Here is an 18,984-nt window from a genome sequence, read left to right as displayed (position 1 = left end):
GGCGGTGCCGGGGGGGCGGTGCGTCGGTCGGGTGTCGGGGCGTAGGGGCGTACGCGCGACGGATCGGCGGGTTGGTGGGCGGCCCCTCACCCCCGGCCGTGGTCGGAGCCGGCGGACTCGGCTGACCCGGTGGACCCGGTGGACCCGGCTGACCCGGTGGACGCGGTGGACGCGGTGGACCCGGTGGACCCGGCTGACCCGGTGGACCCGGTGGACCCGCCCGGCCGGCTGTCCGCCCCCGGGGCCGGTTCCCCGCCCGCCGCCAGCCGCCGGATGGCGGCCATCGGGACGGACAGCCAGTCGGGCCGGTGCCGGGCCTCGTAGAGCACCTCGTAAACCGCCTTGTCGGTCTCGTAAGCGCGCATCAGTTCGGGCGCCGAGCGCGGATCGAGCCCGCCCGCCTCCGCATAGCCCCGGCAGTAGGCGTCACGGGTGCGCCGGGCCCACTCCAGCGACCAGGGGTCCCCGCCGGCCGGGCCGCTGCGCGCGGCGTAGTCGAAGGACCGCAGCATCCCCGCGAGGTCCCGCACCGCCGGCTGCAGGCGGCGCCGCTCGGCCAGCGGGCGGGCCGGTTCGCCCTCGAAGTCGATCAGCGACCAGCGGCCCTCGTCGGCGGAGCGCAGCGTCTGGCCCAGGTGCAGATCGCCGTGGATGCGCTGGGCGGCCCAGCTGCGGCCGTCGTGGCCGGTTGCTGCCAGCGCGTCGAAGGCGGTGCGCAGCCGGGCGCGGTAGGGCTGGAGTACGGGCACGGCGCGGGCGGTGGCGTCCAGCCGCTCGTGCATCTGGGTGGCGATCACCTCCAGCTGCGGGCGGCGCAGCTCGGTGGTCGGCAGCGTCTGGGCGAGTGCGGTGTGCACCTCGGCGGTGGCATGGCCGAGCGCCCGCGCCGAGCCGGTGAAGTCGGCCCGGACGGCCAGCGCGTTCAGCGCCAGCTGCCAGCCGTCCGCCGAGCCCGGCAGGAACGGCTGCAGCACGCCCAGCGTCGTCGCCTCGCCGCCCTCCACGGCGGCCGCCGACTCGTACCAGGCGGCGGGCGCGGGCACCCGCGGGCACTTGGCGTCCGCCAGCGCCCGTGGCAGCTCCAGATCCGGGTTGACCCCCGGCTCGATCCGCCGGAACACCTTTAGGATGAAGGAATCCCCGTAGACGATCGAGGAGTTGGACTGCTCGACGGCGATCGGCCGGCCCGGCAGCCCGGAGGGGATCTCGGCGTCGGGCTCCCGGCAAAAGCGCAGCGCCCCGAGCCGGCCCGGCACCCGCAGCCGCTCCAGCAGCAGCCCGCACAGCCGGTTGTCGAGCAGCGCGTCGTAGACGGTGCGACCGCGCAGCGGGCCGCCGCCGGGGCGGCCGATCACCGCGGGCGCCAGCTGTGGCGGCAGCGCCGGATGCACCCCCAGCAGGAGTTGGTAGCAGTCGCCGCCGACGGGCGTACGGCTCGGTGGCGCGCTCTGCTGGGCGCGGACGAGCAGGAGCAGCAGGCCGGGTGCGCTGCCGTCGGTGCACGGCAGCAGCTCGGTCGCCGAGAGCAGCGTGAAGCCGGTGATCAGCCGCCCCTTGCCGGCGAACCAGCGCTGGCTCGGCACCCATGCGGCGAGCAGCGGGGCCAGCGAGGACAGCAGGTCGGGGGCGGCGGCGAGCGGGCGGTGATCAGGGGTGTTGCGGGTGGCACGGGTCGAGGCGGTGTCCGACATGGCGTCGCGTCCTTTCCCCGGGCACACGACATATAGGGCAAAGTGTCCCGGAATACGGCCTTGACTGTGCGATGGCGCGGTGGGGGTACCCCCAGACGGAGGCTGCCGGTGAAGCACCCGGACGGGGGTCCGGAGGCGGACACCGGGCGAGCCCGTCCCTGCGGCAGCGGCGATTCCGGCGTGCCCTGCTCCGCTGCGCGGCGGATTCCCTCCCGGGCCGGGGGACCGGCGATGGCTCACCCGGCCCGTGCGGTAGTAGGGAGGGTGCCCGGGCGAAAGGTCAAAAAACGCCCGTACGCGCCAGGCGGCCGCGTACGGGCGTCTTGTCCGGCACCCGTGCCCGGTCAGGGCGCCGGACGCTAGCCGGAGTTTCTGCGCAGCCGGAACCAGTAGAACCCGTGGCCCGCGAGGGTCAGCAGGTACGGCAGCTCCCCGATGGCGGGGAAGCGGACGCCGCCGATGAGTTCCACCGGATGGCGGCCGCTGAACGACCGCAGGTCCAGCTCCGTGGGCTGGGCGAAGCGCGAGAAGTTGTGCACGCACAGCACCAGGTCGTCGTCCGCGCCACCGGCCCCCGGCGCCTCCCGCAGGAAGGCCAGCACCGCCGGGTTGGTGGAGGACAGCTCGGTGTAGCTGCCGAGCCCGAACGCGGGGTTCTGCTTGCGGATCTCGATCATCCGGCGGGTCCAGTGCAGCAGCGAGGACGGCGAACTCATCGCGGCCTCGACATTGGTGACCTGGTATCCGTAGACCGGATCCATGATCGTCGGCAGCGAGAGCCGGCCCGGGTCGCAGGAGGAGAACCCGGCATTGCGGTCCGGCGTCCACTGCATCGGCGTCCGCACCGCGTCGCGGTCGCCGAGCCAGATGTTGTCGCCCATGCCGATCTCGTCGCCGTAATAGAGGATCGGCGACCCCGGCAGGGACAGCAGCAGCGCGGTGAAGAGCTCGATCTGATTGCGGTCGTTGTCGAGCAGCGGGGCCAGCCGCCGGCGGATACCGATATTGGCGCGCATGCGCGGGTCCTTGGCGTACTCCGCGTACATGTAGTCGCGCTCTTCGTCCGTGACCATTTCGAGGGTCAGCTCGTCGTGGTTGCGCAGGAAGATGCCCCACTGGCAGCCGGACGGAATCGCCGGGGTCTTGGCGAGGATTTCCGACACCGGATAGCGCGATTCGCGGCGCACCGCCATGAAGATGCGCGGCATGACCGGGAAGTGGAAGGCCATATGGCATTCGTCGCCGCCGACGCCGTAATCGCCGAAGTAGTCGACGACGTCCTCCGGCCACTGATTGGCCTCGGCCAGCAGCACGGTGTCCGGGTAATGGGCGTCGATCTCCGCGCGGACCCGCTTGAGGAAGGCGTGTGAGGCCGGCAGGTTCTCGCAGTTGGTGCCCTCCTCGGCGTAGAGGTAGGGCACCGCGTCCAGCCGGAAGCCGTCGATCCCCAGGTCGAGCCAGAAGCGCAGGGCGGAGATCATCTCCTCCTGGACCGCCGGGTTCTCGTAGTTGAGATCCGGCTGGTGGGAGAAGAAGCGGTGCCAGAAGTACTGCTTGCGGACCGGGTCGAAGGTCCAGTTGGAGGCCTCGGTGTCGACGAAGATGATGCGGGCGTCGGCGTACTGCTTGTCGTCGTCGGCCCACATGTAATAGTCGCCGTACGGCCCCTCGGGGTCGGTGCGTGACTCCTGGAACCACGGGTGCTGGTCGCTGGTGTGGTTCATCACCATGTCGATGATCACCCGCATACCGCGGTGGTGCGCGGCGTCCACGAATTCCACGAAGTCGGCCAGATCGCCGAATTCGGGAAGCACTGCGGTGTAGTCGGCGACATCGTAACCGCCGTCCCGCAGGGGGGATTTGAAGAACGGCGGCAGCCAGAGGCAGTCCACCCCCAGCCATTGCAGATAGTCGAGTTTGGCCGTGATGCCCTTGAGGTCGCCGATGCCGTCGCCGTTGCTGTCCTGGAAGGAGCGCACCAGGACTTCGTAGAAGACGGCTCGTTTGAACCAGTCGGGATCGCGGTCCTTCGCCGGGGTGTCCTCGAAGGTGTCGGGGACAGGCTCATTGACGATCAATTGGGTGACCCTCCGATCGGTGAGGACGGTCGCAGCGACAGCACATGGGCGGGCGCGAGAGAGCGGCCCGGCTCCAGGCGCACATAGTTGTCCCTGCCCCAGTGGTAGGTGTCGCCGGTGAGCTCGTCGCGCACCGGAAAGGACTCGTGCCGGCCGAGGCCGAGTTCCGGCATGTCCAACGACACCGTCGCCTCGTGGGTGTGGTGCGGGTCGAGGTTGACCACCGTGAGCACCGTGTCGGCCCGGTCGCCGTGCCCCTCGTGCTTGGAGAAGGCGAGGACGGCGTCGTTGTCGACGTGGTGGAAGTGCAGGTTGCGCAGCTGCTGCAGGGCGGGGTGCCGGCGGCGGATGCGGTTGAGCGCGGTGATCAGGGGGGTGATGGTGCGTCCCTCCCTGGCCGCCGCATCCCACGCACGCGGCCTCAGCTGGTACTTCTCCGAGTCGAGGTACTCCTCGCTGCCGCGGCGCAGCGGCGTCGACTCGCACAGCTCGTAGCCGGCGTAGACGCCCCAGGTGGGGGAGAGGGTGGCGGCCAGGACCGCGCGTACCTCGAAGGCGGTACGGCCGCCCTCCTGGAGGTAGGCGTGCAGGATGTCCGGGGTGTTCACAAAGAAGTTGGGCCGCAGATAGCTCGCGCTCTCGCCGGACAGCTCGGTCAGGTACTCGGTCAGTTCCTGCTTGGTGTTGCGCCAGGTGAAGTAGGTGTACGACTGGTGGAAACCGATCCGGGCGAGGGTGTGCACCATGGCGGGGCGGGTGAAGGCCTCGGCGAGGAAGAGCACGTCCGGGTCGGTGCGGTTGATCTCACCGATCACCTTCTCCCAGAAGGCCACCGGTTTGGTGTGGGGGTTGTCCACCCGGAAGATCCGTACGCCCTTGGCCATCCAGAAGCGCAGCAGGCGCTCGGTCTCGCGGACCAGCCCGCGGAAGTCGGCGTCGAAGGCGATCGGGTAGATGTCCTGGTACTTCTTCGGCGGGTTCTCGGCGTAGGCGACCGAGCCGTCCGCGCGGCGGTGGAACCACTGCGGGTGCAGGGTGACCCAGGGGTGGTCGGGCGAGCACTGCAGCGCGAAGTCCAGCGCCACCTCCATCCGCAGCTCACGGGCGGTGCGGACGAAGTGGTCGAAGTCCTCGAAGGTGCCCAGGTCCGGGTGGAGGGCGTCATGGCCGCCGGCCGGCGAGCCGATGGCCCAGGGGGAGCCGACGTCGTCCGGGCCCGCCGACAGCGCATTGTTGGGGCCCTTGCGGAAGGAGGTGCCGATGGGGTGGACCGGCGGCAGATAGACCACGTCGAAGCCCATGGCGGCGACGGCCGGAAGCCGGTCGGCGGCGGTGCGCAGGGTCCCGCTGACGGCGGTGCCGTCCGGGGTCACGGTGGCGCCCTCGGAGCGCGGGAAGAGCTCGTACCACGAGCCGTACAGGGCCCGCCGGCGCTCCACGACCAGGGGCATCGGGCGCGAGACGGTCAGCAGCTCGCGCAGCGGGTGGCGCTCCAGCGCCGCGGTGACCTGGGGGGAGAGCGCCGCGGCGAGCCGGGTCGCGGCGGGCAGCTCGGGGTTGCGCAGGGTGTCCACGGCGCTGAGCACCGACTCCCGGCCGTCGCTCTTGGGGACCTCCGAGGCGGCCCGCTCGTGGAGGTCGGCGCCCTCGGCGAGCACCAGCTCGGTGTCGATGCCCGCCGGGATCTTCACGGCGGCGTGCCGCCGCCAGGTGGCGACCGGATCGGACCAGGCCTCGACGGTGAACGACCAGCGGCCCTCGATGCCGGGGGTGACCTCGGCGCTCCACCGGTCGCTGCCCGGTGCCTGCTCCCGCATCGGGGTCCAGGGGCCGCAGCGGCCGGCCGGATTGCGCAGCACCACATTGGCCGCGACGGCGTCGTGCCCTTCGCGGAAGACGGTGGCCGAGACCTCGAAGGTCTCGCCCACCACCGCCTTCGCCGGGCGGCGGCCGCAATCGATCTGCGGGCGGATGTCCAGAACAGGAATGCGACCGATCATGGGCTCACCTGAGTTTGTGGCGCTTTGCGGGATTTTGTCCTTTGTATCCGCTCCACGGCGGGGGTGCCGGGTGCGCGCATGGGCGCTCCTGTCCGCTTTCACTCGGCTGGCGGATGACACGGCGGGGCGGGTCGGCGCTCCTCCGGCCTCCGGTCGGTGGTTCCCCCGGTGGACGCTGTGCAGGTGGGCGATGCGGGTGAGCACGGGCGTGCCCGGTGTGCCGTCCCGCGGGCGGCGGCCGGGCGGCTGCCGGGCGGTCCGGCGGACGGTGCCCCACGGGCAGGTGGCCGCGGGCCCGCCGTGTGCCGGCGGATACCCTGCCGCCCCCTCGCGGGAGGCTGCGGCACTGCGCTGACACGGTCGGCGTTCGCCTCCTCAACTCGGTCTGATCACAGCGGAGTTGCGGTGTGCGGATGTCCGGTGCCGCGCCGGTTCCCCTCGGCGCCCACCTCGCAGCCTCCCCCCGGGAGGTAGTCCGTACAAGAGCGCATGAGGGGGCGAATTCGGCCATATCACGGGACGCGGCGGTAAGGGGTGTCCCGTAGGGAGCGGTAAGGGGTGTCCCGTAGGGAGGGGTCCGGACCTCCCCTTTGACGCGCGAAAGCGGTGTCCGGAGAAGTTCTCTCCGGACACCGCTCGCTGCGGGGTGGTCTCACCCCGGAAGGAACAGCGCGGGTGCGCGTGGGGTGTTACTTGACGGCGACGCCGTCCCACGCGGCCTCGACACCCTTGACCTCGGGGCTGCCGGCCTTGTATAGGTCGGTGGCCGCCTTGACGGTCGCCTCACGGGCGGCCTTGTAGTCGGTGTTCGAGGTCATGTACTCGGTCAGGGCCTTGAACCAGATCTTCTCGGCCTTGTCCCGGCCGATGCCCTCGACCTTCTTGTCGTCCTTGGTCGGGCTGTCGTACTTGACGCCACCGATCTCCTTCGGGCCGCTGCCCTCGGACAGCAGGTAGAAGAAGTGGTTGGCGATACCCGAGGAGTAGTGCGGGTCGAGACCACCGGTGCTGGAGTCCCAGAAGTCCTTCGACTGACCGTCCTTGGACGGCTTGTCCATGTAGCGCAGCGGCTTGCCGTCACCGTTGATGTTGATCTTCTCGCCGATGAGGTAGTCGCCCGGGTCCTTGTCGTTCTTGGCGTAGAACTCGACCGACGTACCGAAGATGTCCGAGGTGCCCTCGTTCAGGCCGCCGGACTCACCGCTGTAGGTGAGGTTGGCGGTGGCGGCGGTGACACCGTGCGACATCTCGTGCGCCGCGACGTCGAGGGCGGTCAGCGGGGCCTTGTCGCCCTCACCGTCGCCGTACGACATGCAGAAGCAGCTGTCGTCCCAGAAGGCGTTCACGTAGTTCTTGCCGTAGTGGACGCGCGAGGTGGCACCCTTGCCGTCGCCCTTGATGCCGTTGCGGCCGTGGACCTTCTTGTAGTAGTCCCAGGTCTCGGCGGCACCGTAGTGGGCGTCGACGGCCGCGGTCTGCGGGTCGTCGGGCTTGCCGGTGCCCCACTTGTCGTCCTCGTCCGTGAAGGCCTTGCCCTCGCCGGACTCGCTGTTGCCGAGGTTGAGGGTCTTGTGACCACCGCGGTCGGCGTCGGTCAGCGTGAAGCCGCTGCCCTCCTTGGAGGTGCCCAGGTCGACGGAGCCGCTGAACTCGCTCTCGCCCTTGCCGGTGCGGATGTCGTCGTACTGGAAGATCTTCTTGCCGCTGTCGGCGTTGGTGATGATGTGCATCCGGCTGGGGGTGCCGTCCTTCTTGACGCCCTTGACGACGGTGTCGTAGGCGAGGACGGGGGAGCCGGAGGCGGCCCAGACGACCTTCTTGGGTGTCTGCGCGTCGGCCTTCTTGCCGCTGAGCGACTTCACCGCGGTGCCCTGCGCCGACTGCGCGGCGGCGGTCGGGGCTATCTTCGCCGTGGTGGAGGCCACCTTGACCGACTTCTCCGTCGACTTGGTGGTGCTCTTGATCGCGCCGCCCTTGGCGGTGTGCACGACCATGTCGCCGCCGAGGACCGGAAGGCCGGCGTAGGTGCGCTCGTAGCGGGTGTGCGTGGTGCCGTCGGCGTCCTTGATGACGTCCTTGACGACCAGCTTCTCCTGCGAGCCCAGGCCGAGTTCCTTGGCGGTCTGCGCCTTGGTGGCGCTCGCGTCACGCAGCAGTTCCGCGCGGTGCGAGGCGCTCAGCTTGAGGGGCGAACCGTCCGCGGTGGGGGCCTGGACGGTGGAGGCGCCGGCGGTGCCCGCGGTGATACCGGCGGCCACGAGGGCCGCTGCCGCGAGGGAGATACCGGCGATACGAGTCTTACGGGACATGTGGGGGGTCACGCGTGCTCCTTCAACTTTGCCAAGAGGTGGGGGTGCAAAGCGATGCGGGTGTGACGTGCGTTCGGGAAGACTGCCATTCGAACGCGTGCATGTCAGGAGGGTGTTCGGGAAATGGCTGAAAATTGTCCGTAGAGGGGTGATCGCTGTTCGTATAACGGAGCTGGGCGCCACCCCCGAAGTTCCGGAGGTGACGCCCAACGAGCTTGCCCAGCAGGTCAGTTGTGAGCTGCGATGATCCGCCGACCCGCTTGTGTCACACCGAGGTGACGGCCGGGTGCCGAGGTGCGGTCAGAACGTCAGCTTCCAGCCGTTGATGTAGCCGGTGTCCTGGGAGTAGACGTCCTGAACCCGCAGCTTCCAGGTGCCGGAGGCCTTCTTTGAGGAGGCGTTGACCGTGTAGGTCGTCTTCACGTCGGCCGCCGAGTCGAAGGCGCTGGAGTTCTTCAGCCGGTAGGCCGTGCCGTCCGGGGCGATCAGATCCACGACCAGGTCGCCGCGGTAGCTGTGCACGATGTCCACCGTGACCTTGAGCGTGCTCGGCGCATTGCCGGTGCGGCCGACATTGATCGGCGAGGTGACCGCCGCGCCCGCGTCCGGAATCGCCACGTCGTCGGCGTTCTCGAAGACATTGCCGCCGCCGGCCGCGTTGACCGTCCAGGTGAAGGCGGCGGTGCCGGTCTTCTTGGCGGCGTCGGTGACCGTGACCGTCACATTGCCGGTGCCGGCCGTGGTCGGCGTACCGGAGATCAGGCCGGTGGTCGCGTTGAGCGACAGCCCGGCGGGCAGGCCGGTCGCCGCGTACGACAGCGCGCCCGCGGTGCCGCTGCTCGCCTTGATCTGCAGGCTCGCCGCCTGGCCCACGGTGCTGGTCTGGTTGCCCGGGTTGGTGACGGTGACCCCGCCGCCGTCCGGGACACGGGCGCCGACGTTCACCGCCGCCCAGGTGTTGGCGACCGTGTTGTACGACGCGCTGCCCTGGCCGAAGAGGTCCGCCGCGGCCTGCAGGGTGGCGGTACGGGCGCCCGCGTAGTTGGTGTTGGCGCTCATGTACTGGCTGAGTGCCTTGAACCAGACCTTCTCGGCGTTGGCCCGGCCGATGCCAGGGACCGGCAGACCGTCGGAGGTCGGGCTGTCGTAGTGGACGCCGTTGATGTCCTTCGCGCCGCTGCCCTCGGACAGCAGGTAGAAGAAGTGGTTGGCGACACCGGACGAGTAGTGCACGTCCTTGTTGCCGACGCCGCTGGACCAGTAGTCGGCCGAGGCGCCGTCCTTGGACGGCTTGTCCATGTAGCGCAGCGGGGTGCCGTCGCCGTTGATGTTGATCTTCTCGCCGATGAGGTAGTCACCGGGGTCCGAGGCGTTGTTGGCGTAGAACTCGACCGAGGTGCCGAAGATGTCCGAGGTCGCCTCGTTCAGCCCGCCGGACTCGCCGCTGTAGTTGAGTCCCGCGGTGGCCGCGGTGACGCCGTGCGACATCTCGTGGCCGGCCACGTCCAGGGCGGTCAGCGGGTCGGCGTTGTTCTGGCCGTCGCCGTAGGTCATGCAGAAGCAGCCGTCGTCCCAGAAGGCGTTGACATAGCTGTTGCCGTAGTGGACGCGGGAGTAGGCGCCGACGCCGTCGCCCTTGATGCCGCTGCGGCCGTGCACGTTCTTGTAGTAGTCCCAGGTCTCCTGGGCACCGTAGGCCGCGTCGACACCGGCCGTCTGGGCGTTGGAAGTGGTGCCGTCGCCCCAGGTGTCGTCGGGGTCGGTGAACAGCGTGCCGGTCCCGGACGAGCCGTGCTTGAGGTCGTACGTCTTGTGGCTGCCGCGGGTCGGGTCGGTCATCGAGAAGTTCGGGGCCGAGCCCGAGGTCCCGAAGGTGACCTTGCCGCTGTACTCGCTGTTGCCGATGCCCTTCTCGATGCCCTGGTACTCGTAGAGCTTGGCGCCGGTGGTGGCATCGGTGATGACGTGCAGCTGGTTGGGCGTGCCGTCGTCCTGCAGCCCGCCGACCACCGTCTCGTACGCGAGCAGCGGCTTGCCGTCGGCGACCCAGACCACCTTGCGCGGCGCCTGGGTGGCGTCGGTCTTCTTCGACCCGAGCGTCCGGGCCGACTTCACGGCCTTCGCCTCGGCCGCCGCCGGCTTCACCTTCGCGGTGGTGCTCGCGACCTTGATCTGCGAGCGCACGGCCTTGGTGACGCCCTTGAGCGTGCCGCCCTTGTTCTCGTGCACCACGAGGTCGCCGCCGAGGACGGGCAGCCCGTCGTAGGTGCGCTCGTAGCGGGTGTGGACGGTGCCGTCGACGTCCTTCGAGACGTCCTTGACGACCAGCCTCTCCTGCGCGCCGAGCTTGAGCTGCCGCGCGGTCTCGGCGGTGGTGGCACTGGCTGCCCGTATCAGCTCCGCACGCTGGGACGGGGACAGCTTGGCCGGCAGTGCGCCGGGATCGGGGGTGGCATGCGTGGTGCCCGGCCGCGGGGCGGCCGCCGTGCCGGTACCGGCCTGGACGCCGACTGCCAGCATTGCTGTGACGGCGACGAGTGCACCGGTCGCAACGGCGCGTCCATGGGGGGTGCGTCTCACACTGACTCCTTCTGCGGTGGCCGCCGAAGTGGCGAGGCGGCCGAGGGGGACCGGGCGGCGAAACGACCGTCCGGGCAGAGCGAGGCAGAACTCTTGGAGCGCGTGGGGGGAGACGTACGGGAGGTGCTGGGCGTACGGGTGGTACGGGCAGTACGGGTGCAGCAGGTGGAACCTGCGGCCACCGCGGGATGTGGTGCTGTGGGGATCCGTGCGGCGGTTGCGGGGAAGAGTCCCACCACCGGTGGCTTGTTGTCAGGCACCGTTCAACGAATTGGCCGGAAACCGTCCGTTGCGCGAAATCGGTGTTCGGAACCCGGACGGCCCGTGATCGGCCGCGCGATCCCCTCCCGCCCGTTCAAACCTCCGAAAGCCGTGGGAAGCGCAGCTCATAGCCGTCCGGATCTCGTCCTGGGCGATGCTGCCGCCGGGGTGCCGCTGGGGTGCCGCTGGGGAGCTGTTGGGGGCTGCCGGGGTGCCCTCGTGGGCTCGGGGCGCCGCCGCCGGCGGGCCGCCCGGCCGCCCGCCGCGGCGCGTGCCGGTCAGCCGGACGCGTCCCGGCCGTGCCAGGAGTGCCACAGGGCGGCATAGGCGCCGTTCGCCGCCACCAGCTCGTCGTGCGTGCCGAGTTCGGTCAGCCGGCCGGCCTCCATGACGGCCACCCGGTCCGCGTCGTGCGCGGTGTGCAGGCGGTGCGCGATCGCGATGACCGTACGCCCCTTCAGGACGGCGGCCAGGGCGCGCTCCGTGTGCCGTGCCGTACGGGGGTCGAGCAGCGCGGTCGCCTCGTCCAGGACCAGGGTGTGCGGATCTGCCAGCACCACCCGGGCCAGCGCCAGTTGCTGGGACCGGGCGCCGTCAAGGCGGTGGCCGCCGGCGCCCAGTTCGGTGTCCAGGCCGGCCGGCAGCTCCTCGGCCCAGTCGGCCCCCACGGCGGCCAGCGCGGCGTGCAGAGCGGTGTCGTCGGCACCGGGCGCGGCGATCCGCAGGTTGTCCCGGACGGTGCCCAGGAAGACATGGTGCTCCTGGGTCACGAGGACGACTTGCCGGCGCAGCACCTCCGGTTCCAGTGCGGCGATCGACACCCCTCCGACCGTCACCGAGCCGCTGCGCGGCGCGTCGATACCGGCCAGCAGCCGCCCCAGTGTGGACTTGCCGGCTCCGGAGGGGCCGACCACGGCCAGGCGCTCGCCGGGGCGGACGGTCAGGTCCACGCCGTGCAGGACGTCGCGGGGCCCGGCGGGGTGCGGGCCGTCGTCGTCCCCGCCGGGGTAGGCGTAGTGGACGGCGGTGACATCGATGCGGTCGTCGGCGGGCGTGGCGGGGGCGGGGGAAGGCCGGGGGGACGGCTGGAGGGAAGGTTCCCGGGAGGGGCCGGGCAGGAGGGCGGCGGTGGCGGGCGCGGTGCTCCGCGCGGCCCCGCCCAGGCCCTCGACGCGGGCGAACGCGGCGCCGCTGCTCTGCAGTTGTTCGACCCGGAACAGGATCGTCTCCAGCGGCTCGGACAGCTGGCGCAGATACAGCGCGGCGGAGACGACCACGCCCAGGCTGATGCCACCGTGCCCCTGCAGCGCCCCGCCGGCCAGCAGGACGCCGGCCACCGGGAGGACGTAGGAGGCATCCACGGCGGGCAGCAGCACGCTGCGCAGGAACAGCGTGCGGGTACGGGTGCGCCGGCAGCGCTCGATGGCCCGCTCGCCCGCCGCGGTCCGGCGCTCCTCCAGCCCCAGGGCCTCGACGGTCCGGGCGCCCGCCGCGGTGGCCGCCAGCAGTTCGGCGAGCGCCGAAGTCGCCGCCCCCTCCGCCAGGTAGGCGGTGCGTGCCCGGCGCAGGTACCAGCGGACCGCGACCAGCCCGCACAGCAGTCCCAGCCCGCACGCGCCGAGCAGCGGATCGAGCACCACCACCGCGCCGAGCAGGAACAGCGCCTGCACCGCGGCGACGAACACCTCCGGCGCCGCGTCCCGCACCGCCTCGGCGACCGCGGCCACATCCGAGGTGCCACGGGTCGTCAGATCGCCGGTGCCGGCCCGCTCCACCGTCGCGGCGGGCAGCGCCAGTGCCCGGTCGACGTACTCCTCCCGGACGCGCGCCAGGGTCCGCTCACCGAAGCGGTACCCGACGAACCGGGCGTACCGGGCAAGCAGTAACTGCGCCGTGGCACACACCACGATGACCAGAGCCAGCCGGTCGACCGCGCGCACCCCGCCGCCCTCGCGCACCGTGTCCAGGATCCGGCCGAGCAGCCAGGGGCCGGCCAGGCCGGCGCCGGCGGCCAGGGCGTTGAGCGCGAGCATCAGGGCGAAGGCCCGGCCGTCCCGCCGGATCAGCCGGAGCGCCGCCCGCCGGGTCGTGGCCGGGTCGGCCACCGGGAGCGCGGCACGGTCCGGGAGTGCGGCCTGATCCGGGAGCGCCGCACGGTCCGGGAGCGCCGCACCGTCTTGCCGTGCCGCGAGGTCCGGGCGCCCGTCGTCGGCTCGTCCGGGCGGGGTGGGCGACTTTGTCATCGCGCGCCTTCCTCGGTCACGGGTACCTCGTCCGCGGCCGCCGGGCCTGCGCCGTTGCCTTCCTCGTCCTCGCCGCGGGAGACCAGGCGGCGGTATCCGGGCTGCCCGCCGAGGAGTTCACGGTGGCTGCCGACGGCCGCGACCCTTCCGTCCACCAGGAAGTACACCCGGTCGGCCCGGTCGAGCAGCAGGGGCGAGGTACTGGTGACCACCGTCGTACGGCCCGCACGGGCGGCGTGCAGCCGGGTCGCGATACCCGCCTCGGTGTGCGCGTCGACCGCCGAGGTCGGCTCGACGGCGAGCAGCACCTCGGGATCGGCCAGCAGCGCCCGCACCAGGCGCAGCCGCTGCCGCTGCCCGCCGGAGAGATTGCGGCCCTGCGCCTCGACCGCTGCGTCGAGCCCGTCGGGCAGACCGCGGACGATGTCCTCGGCCAGGGCCGTACGGACGGCACGGTCGATCTCCTCCCGGTCCCGGTCCCGGCGCCCGCCGACCACCTCGCGCAGCGTCCCGGCGAACAGATCCGCCTCGTTGTCCGCCACCAGGATCCGGTCGCGAAGCTGCCGTGCCGCGATCTCGTCGAGGCGCACCGCGCCCCAGGTGGCGGCCGAATCCGCGAACCCGCCCAGACGGTCGACCACCGCCGCCGACTCGGCAGGCCGGGCGGCTGCCAGCGCGGTCAGCAGCCCGGGCACCACCTCGACGCCCGACACCGGATCACGCAGCACGGACGCCATGCCGGGAACGCCCTGCCCGGGAGCGTCGTCCCGTCCGGGAACGCCCTGCCAGGGAATGCCGTGTGGAACGTCGTCTCCGGGATCGCCCTGCCCGGGATCGCCCTGCCCGGGAACGCCCCGTGCCGCGCCCGCCTCCTCCACCCGCCTTGCGCCGTCCGGCTCCAGCGCCAGGAACCGTACGACCCGCCGGGCGGCGACCAGCCCCCGGGTGAGGTCGTAGCCCCCCTCGATGAAGAACGACACCGGTACCACCAGCGCCGCCGCATAGCCGTAGACCGCGACCAACTCGCCTGCCGTGAGGGTGCCTTGGGCGGCCATCCGCGCCGCCGGCCAGGTCACCGCGGCCAGGAACAGGGTGGGCAGCCCGAGCCCGAGCGCCTGTACCCAGCTGGTCACCGCACCCACCCGGTAGCCCTCGCCGCGCAGCGCCCGTGAGGCGTGCCGGTAGTGGTCGGCGAACACCGCTTTTCCGCCGAGGCCGCCCAGCACCCGCAGGCCGCCGACCAGATCCGTCAGCCGCGCCGCCAGCCCGCTCTGCCGCTCGCGGTAGCGCGTCTGCGTTCCCTGCAACCGCCCCAGCAGCGGCCCGACCAGCACCGCGAGCACCGGCACACCCAGCAGTACCACCGCGGCCAGCAGTGGTGAGACGGCCAGCAGCAGGACGGCGACGACCGCGTACGCCAGCACTCCGCCGACGCCGGGCCCGGTCATCGTCAGCGTCTGGCTGATCACCGCGACATCGCCGATCCCGATCGTGACGACCTCCCCGGCCGTCACCTTGTGGGGCAGCGCCGCCCCCAGTCGCACCGTCTGCGCCATGACGGCACGCACGGTACGGAAGGTGGCGTCCATACGGATGCGGGTCATCGTGCGATGCCGCATCACCGCCATCCAGGCGTTCACCGCCCCGACCCCGAGCAGCACCGCCACCCAGCCCAGCAGCACCGGCATCCGGCCCGGGACCAGCCCGTCGTCGATGGCCCGCGACAGCACATACGGCGGCAGCATCAGCCCCACCATCCACAGACTCCCGTACGAGGCGCCTGCCGCCACCCGTCCCCGCTGGCTCACCACCAGCCACCACAGATACCGCCCGGCACTGTGCGTGCCGGGAACTGCCCGGCCGCTCCCCGGATCCGTCATACCGCCGGTCGCCGTCATACCGTCCGCCCCCTCTGCCACACCGTCCTCCTGCGCTGTGCTCCCCTGTGCCGTGCGTCCCCTGCGCTCTCGGTCCTCCCCGGTGGCCGTCCCTCCCTTGCCTCCGCCGCGCTACCCGCGGAGTTCCGGGTGTCGGGTGGCCCAGCCCGCCGCCGTGCCGCCGGTCTCGAACCGCGGGCCACTGCCCGTGCGTTGCCGCTGCGCCGCGGTGAGGGCGCGGACGACGAAGATGCCGGACACCGCCGCGCCGATGACGGCCGCGTCCGCGGCCAGGAGCGGCCGTACGTCCTGGTAGGCGTGGGCGATGACATCATCCGCGGAACCCGTGTACATCAGGCTCGTACCGCTCAGCATCCCGGCGAGCCACAGGCCCCACCACCAGTTCACAGCGCCCGGCAGCCGCTGCCCCGGCGCGCTCGCACGGTGGATGTCGACGATGATGCCGCGCGGCACCCACAGGTTCGCCACGGGCACGATCCAGCCCGCGTAGACCCACGGCCCGGCGTAGCGCGGCGGCTGTCCAAAGAGGACGCGGGCGTTGTCCCGGACGCGCCACAGCCAGGCCAGAAAGGTGAACGCGCAGAGCACCGTGGTCGCGCTCGCCAGGGCGCTGACGACGTGGAAGGCGTTCTCCAGGGAGGTCAGCGTGCGATGCCGGCCGCCGCCCTGGTCCGGGAGCCCGGAAGCAGGCATCCCGGACAGGGCGAGCCGGAGCTGACACAGCGCGACGGCCGCCCAGGCGGCACCGGCGAGGACAAGGGCGGCGACGGCACAGCGGGCGGCTCCGCCGACCGGGCGCAGGGAGCGCAGCGCTGGCTGATCATTCACTCGATCATCCTTTCCCACGGGGGCCGCGCACGCCAGACCGGACCACCGCACGCAGTCCACGTGCCGGCGTCCGCTCGCTGTCGGTGGGATGTCGGTGCACTGTAGGCCGAGCGGCGCAGCATGGCGCGCATGGCTGAACTCGTCACCACAGCAACCGATGGCACGCACCTCACCGCTCTCGACAACGGCAGCGGGCCGACGCTGTTCCTCGTGCACGGGGGCAGTGGGGACGCCTCGTCCTGGGACGGCGTCATACCGTCGCTGGTCAACGACTTCCGGGTGGTCAGGATGACCCGGCGCATCTATGCCCCGGGGGCGGGCACCCCACAGGCCCACTCCATGGCTGTCGAGGCGGCGGATGTGCTGGCGATCGCCGGGCTCCTCGACCGGCCTGTGTTCCTGGTCGGGCACTCCTCGGGTGCGGTGGCCGCGTTGGAAGCGGCCTTGAGGGCGCCCGGGATGTTCGCGGGCTTGTTCCTCTACGAGCCGCCGATGCCCACCAGGTCGCTGGTCGGAGCGGAGGCCGCCCGGCATGCCCGGAAGGCCCTCGCCGCAGGGGACCCGGGTGAGGCGATGCGGATCCACCTGCGGGACATCGTCCAACTTCCCGCGGAGCTGGTCGAAACCCTGGTCGCGGACCCGAAGGGGGTGGCTGTCTTCGCTTCGAAGGCGGCGGGGCAGGTAGCCGATGTCGATGCGCTCGATGCGCTCGGGGTCGGCGTCGACCGCTTCAGGCGGCTCGACGTGCCGACCACCCTGGTCGAGGGCGAGATGAGCCCGGCCCACCTGCGGGAGCGACTGGCCGACTTGGCGGTCACCCTGCCCCAGGCCCAGGTCCGTACCCTCACGGGCCAGGGACATGCTGCTCAACTCACAGCCCCTGAGGTACTGGCGGACGCGATCCGGGAGGCGGCCGAGCGAGTGCTCGGCTGACTTCTCGCCACAGCGGACGGGTGCGCCGAGGCGGTGTGTCCGGCCGAGGCGGTGTGTACGAGAGGCGGCGGCCCGTCCGGTGAAGGCTGGATGCCGCCGGCTCAAGCAGGCGACCAGGGAAGGACGGTAAACATGTTTACCTCGCGCGCACCCAGTCCAGGACTGACGGAGTGGCAAGGGGAGGGCACGGTCAGGGCGGTGGCCCTGCTGCTGCCCGGTGGGTTCGTCCGCAGCCGGCGAGGGCCGCTGAAGATCGCTGAGCTGGGGCTGCAGGACCTGATGGCCGAACTCACGGAGCGCGGACGCTCCGGCGGCATCGCCGTGCACCTGCTCCACTACCGCTATCGGGGCTGGAACGGTGCTGCCGCGGACACGGCCGTCGACACCCGCTGGGCGCTGGACGAGATCACCCGTCGGTACGGCGACGTCCCCGTCGTGCTGATCGGCAACTCACTCGGCGGTCGCGCCGCCTTCCGGACCGCCGGCCACCCCGCCGTGGTGGGTGTGGCCGGTATCGCCCCCTGGCTTCCGGGCGGCGACCCGGTGGAGCATCTGGCGGGCCGTCGGGTACTGATCATCCACGGTGAACGGGACCGCAGTGCGGCGAGCGCCGCCCGCTCCCTGGAGTACGCCCGGCGGGCCCGCGAAGTGGTGCCGGACCTGGCCCGGTACGAGGTGCCCCGCGGCAGTCACTACCTGATCAAACGCGCCGATGACGTCCGCGCCCTCACCGCCGCTTTCGTGCTTGCCCTTCTCGGCGCGGGACCGTCGCCCACCGCCTCCGGCGGCCTGCGTACGCCGCTGCCGTCCCGGGCCGGGAACCCTTCCGGGAGCGGATCACCTGTCGAGGACCCGACAGACCTGTAGGGTCCTCGACTTTCTCGGCGTCCTCGGCATCGTCGGCACCGGTCGGGCGGCACACGTGCGCCCCCGGCGCGGCACGGGAGCGCACGGACGGACCGGCCGGTCCCGTCATGACCACGCAAGGGGCCACGACGTCGGGGATCAGATGACAGATCAGATGACGCGCCTCATCCAGCCGTGCTTGTCCTCGGCGCGGCCGTACTGGATGTCCAATACGTGGTTGCGGAGTGCGATCGTCTGCTTGCCGGGTGCCCCGCTTCCGATGAGGAAGTCGAAGTCGTCACCCTTGAAGCCCACGATCGGCGTGACCACGGCCGCCGTTCCGGCGGCGAACACCTCGGTGATCGAACCGTCCGCGGCGCCGGCCCGCAGTTCGTCGAGCGAGACGGAGCGCTCCACCGGGGTCAGGCCGAAGTCGTCGGCGAGGGCGAGGATGGTGTCCCGGGTCACGCCTTCGAGGATCGTGCCGAGGGGCGGGGTCACCAGTTCACCGCTCGAGGTGACCAGGCACAGGTTCATGGTGCCGGACTCTTCGAGATTGCCCTCGCCGCCGGTCTCGTCCAGGTACATGACCTGGTCACAGCCGTGCTCTCGTGCCTCGATCTGCGCGGCGAGGCTGGCGGCGTAGTTGCCGCCGCATTTGGCCGTGCCGGTGCCGCCTTTCGCCGCGCGCGTGTACTGGCTGCTCACCCACAGGGAGACGCCACTGACGCCGGAGGGGAAGTAAGACCCGGCGGGGCTCGCGATCACCGAGTACATCACCTGCTCCGCCGGCCGGACGCCGATGAATGCCTCCGTCGCGAACATGAACGGCCGTACGTAGAGGCTCTCTTCACCATCGGAGGCCGGAACCCACTGTTCGTCGGCGCGGATCAGCCCCTCCACGCCGGCGAGGAAGTCCTCCTCCGGCAGCTCGGGAAGCGCAATCCGTTTGGCCGAGCGGATGAACCGCCGTGCGTTCTCCTCGGGACGGAACAGCCAGACACTGCCGTCGGCGTGACGGTAGGCCTTCAGCCCCTCGAAGATCTCCTGGGCGTAGTGCAGCACCGCTGCGCTGGGGTGCAGGGAGAAGGGCTCCAGTGGCGCGATCTTGTGCTCGTGCCAGCCGTCCGCCGGGGTCCACACCGCCGTGGCCATGTGATCGGTGAAGTGCCGCCCGAAGCCTGGTTCGGACAGGATCGCCGCACGTTCCGCAGCCGGCACAGGACTCGTTGTGCGGAACAAGGGGAAATCGCGGCCCATGGCCAACTCCTTCGACACCGGGGGGATTCTTCTGCGACAGACGCCTCCCACTGACGT

At 71.4% G+C, this 18,984-nt stretch carries 11 protein-coding genes; 2 read left to right on the top strand and 9 right to left on the bottom strand.

Annotation, left to right across the window (positions count from 1 at the left end; all coding sequences use genetic code 11):
* Window positions 1–86 precede the first annotated feature (86 nt).
* The 8 genes from D9V36_RS14380 to D9V36_RS14345 all read right to left on the bottom strand — a co-directional run bounded on the left by D9V36_RS14380 (window position 87) and on the right by D9V36_RS14345 (window position 15,888).
* Window positions 87–1,691, bottom strand: a complete 1,605-nt coding sequence (locus D9V36_RS14380) for a maltokinase N-terminal cap-like domain-containing protein (protein ID WP_241720873.1) — start codon at window positions 1,689–1,691, stop codon at window positions 87–89.
* A gap of 359 nt (window positions 1,692–2,050) precedes the next feature.
* Window positions 2,051–3,769, bottom strand: coding sequence for a maltose alpha-D-glucosyltransferase (gene treS / locus D9V36_RS14375; RefSeq protein WP_129294127.1), 1,719 nt, complete (start codon window positions 3,767–3,769; stop codon window positions 2,051–2,053).
* Complete coding sequence (locus D9V36_RS14370; protein WP_129294126.1) at window positions 3,766–5,769, bottom strand: alpha-1,4-glucan--maltose-1-phosphate maltosyltransferase; 2,004 nt, start codon at window positions 5,767–5,769, stop codon at window positions 3,766–3,768. Before D9V36_RS14370 ends, treS begins: the two co-directional genes overlap by 4 nt.
* 689 nt (window positions 5,770–6,458) lie before the next feature.
* Window positions 6,459–8,078, bottom strand: a complete 1,620-nt coding sequence (locus D9V36_RS14365; RefSeq protein WP_431357751.1) for a M4 family metallopeptidase — start codon at window positions 8,076–8,078, stop codon at window positions 6,459–6,461.
* A 300-nt stretch (window positions 8,079–8,378) separates the two neighbouring features.
* Window positions 8,379–10,658, bottom strand: coding sequence for a M4 family metallopeptidase (locus tag D9V36_RS14360; RefSeq protein WP_129294124.1), 2,280 nt, complete (start codon window positions 10,656–10,658; stop codon window positions 8,379–8,381).
* A 539-nt stretch (window positions 10,659–11,197) separates the two neighbouring features.
* On the bottom strand, window positions 11,198–13,162 hold the full coding sequence (locus tag D9V36_RS14355; protein WP_129294123.1) for an ABC transporter ATP-binding protein: 1,965 nt from the start codon (window positions 13,160–13,162) through the stop codon (window positions 11,198–11,200).
* On the bottom strand, window positions 13,159–15,042 hold the full coding sequence (locus tag D9V36_RS14350) for an ABC transporter transmembrane domain-containing protein (RefSeq protein ID WP_129298403.1): 1,884 nt from the start codon (window positions 15,040–15,042) through the stop codon (window positions 13,159–13,161). The genes D9V36_RS14355 and D9V36_RS14350 overlap by 4 nt, the downstream gene beginning before the upstream one ends.
* Before the next feature lie 129 nt (window positions 15,043–15,171).
* On the bottom strand, window positions 15,172–15,888 hold the full coding sequence (locus D9V36_RS14345; protein WP_129294122.1) for a DUF4328 domain-containing protein: 717 nt from the start codon (window positions 15,886–15,888) through the stop codon (window positions 15,172–15,174).
* Window positions 15,889–16,017: 129 nt separating this feature from the next.
* On the opposite strand from D9V36_RS14345, the gene D9V36_RS14340 reads away from it, so the two are divergent.
* Complete coding sequence (locus D9V36_RS14340; RefSeq protein ID WP_164992950.1) at window positions 16,018–16,821, top strand: alpha/beta fold hydrolase; 804 nt, start codon at window positions 16,018–16,020, stop codon at window positions 16,819–16,821.
* A gap of 132 nt (window positions 16,822–16,953) precedes the next feature.
* Complete coding sequence (locus tag D9V36_RS14335; protein ID WP_129294120.1) at window positions 16,954–17,688, top strand: alpha/beta hydrolase; 735 nt, start codon at window positions 16,954–16,956, stop codon at window positions 17,686–17,688.
* Window positions 17,689–17,838: 150 nt separating this feature from the next.
* On the opposite strand, the gene D9V36_RS14330 is transcribed toward D9V36_RS14335, so the two are convergent.
* Window positions 17,839–18,927, bottom strand: coding sequence for a branched-chain amino acid aminotransferase (locus tag D9V36_RS14330; RefSeq protein ID WP_129294119.1), 1,089 nt, complete (start codon window positions 18,925–18,927; stop codon window positions 17,839–17,841).
* Window positions 18,928–18,984: the final 57 nt, after the last annotated feature.

The sequence above is a fragment of the Streptomyces lydicus genome (assembly GCF_004125265.1).
Taxonomy (GTDB): domain Bacteria; phylum Actinomycetota; class Actinomycetes; order Streptomycetales; family Streptomycetaceae; genus Streptomyces; species Streptomyces lydicus_C.
Note: the sequence above shows the minus strand (reverse complement) of the source record. Positions and strands in the feature narration are given on the sequence as shown.

Bases quoted from the DNA above. Each gene is read 5' to 3' on its own strand.
- D9V36_RS14380 (WP_241720873.1), bottom strand. From the start codon at position 1,691: ATGTCGGACACCGCCTCGACCCGTGCCACCCGCAACACCCCTGATCAC.
- D9V36_RS14370 (WP_129294126.1), bottom strand. From the start codon at position 5,769: ATGATCGGTCGCATTCCTGTTCTGGACATCCGCCCGCAGATCGATTGC.
- D9V36_RS14365 (WP_431357751.1), bottom strand. From the start codon at position 8,078: ATGTCCCGTAAGACTCGTATCGCCGGTATCTCCCTCGCGGCAGCGGCC.
- D9V36_RS14355 (WP_129294123.1), bottom strand. From the start codon at position 13,162: ATGACAAAGTCGCCCACCCCGCCCGGACGAGCCGACGACGGGCGCCCG.
- D9V36_RS14350 (WP_129298403.1), bottom strand. From the start codon at position 15,042: ATGACGGATCCGGGGAGCGGCCGGGCAGTTCCCGGCACGCACAGTGCC.
- D9V36_RS14340 (WP_164992950.1), top strand. From the start codon at position 16,018: ATGGCTGAACTCGTCACCACAGCAACCGATGGCACGCACCTCACCGCT.
- D9V36_RS14335 (WP_129294120.1), top strand. From the start codon at position 16,954: ATGTTTACCTCGCGCGCACCCAGTCCAGGACTGACGGAGTGGCAAGGG.
- D9V36_RS14330 (WP_129294119.1), bottom strand. From the start codon at position 18,927: ATGGGCCGCGATTTCCCCTTGTTCCGCACAACGAGTCCTGTGCCGGCT.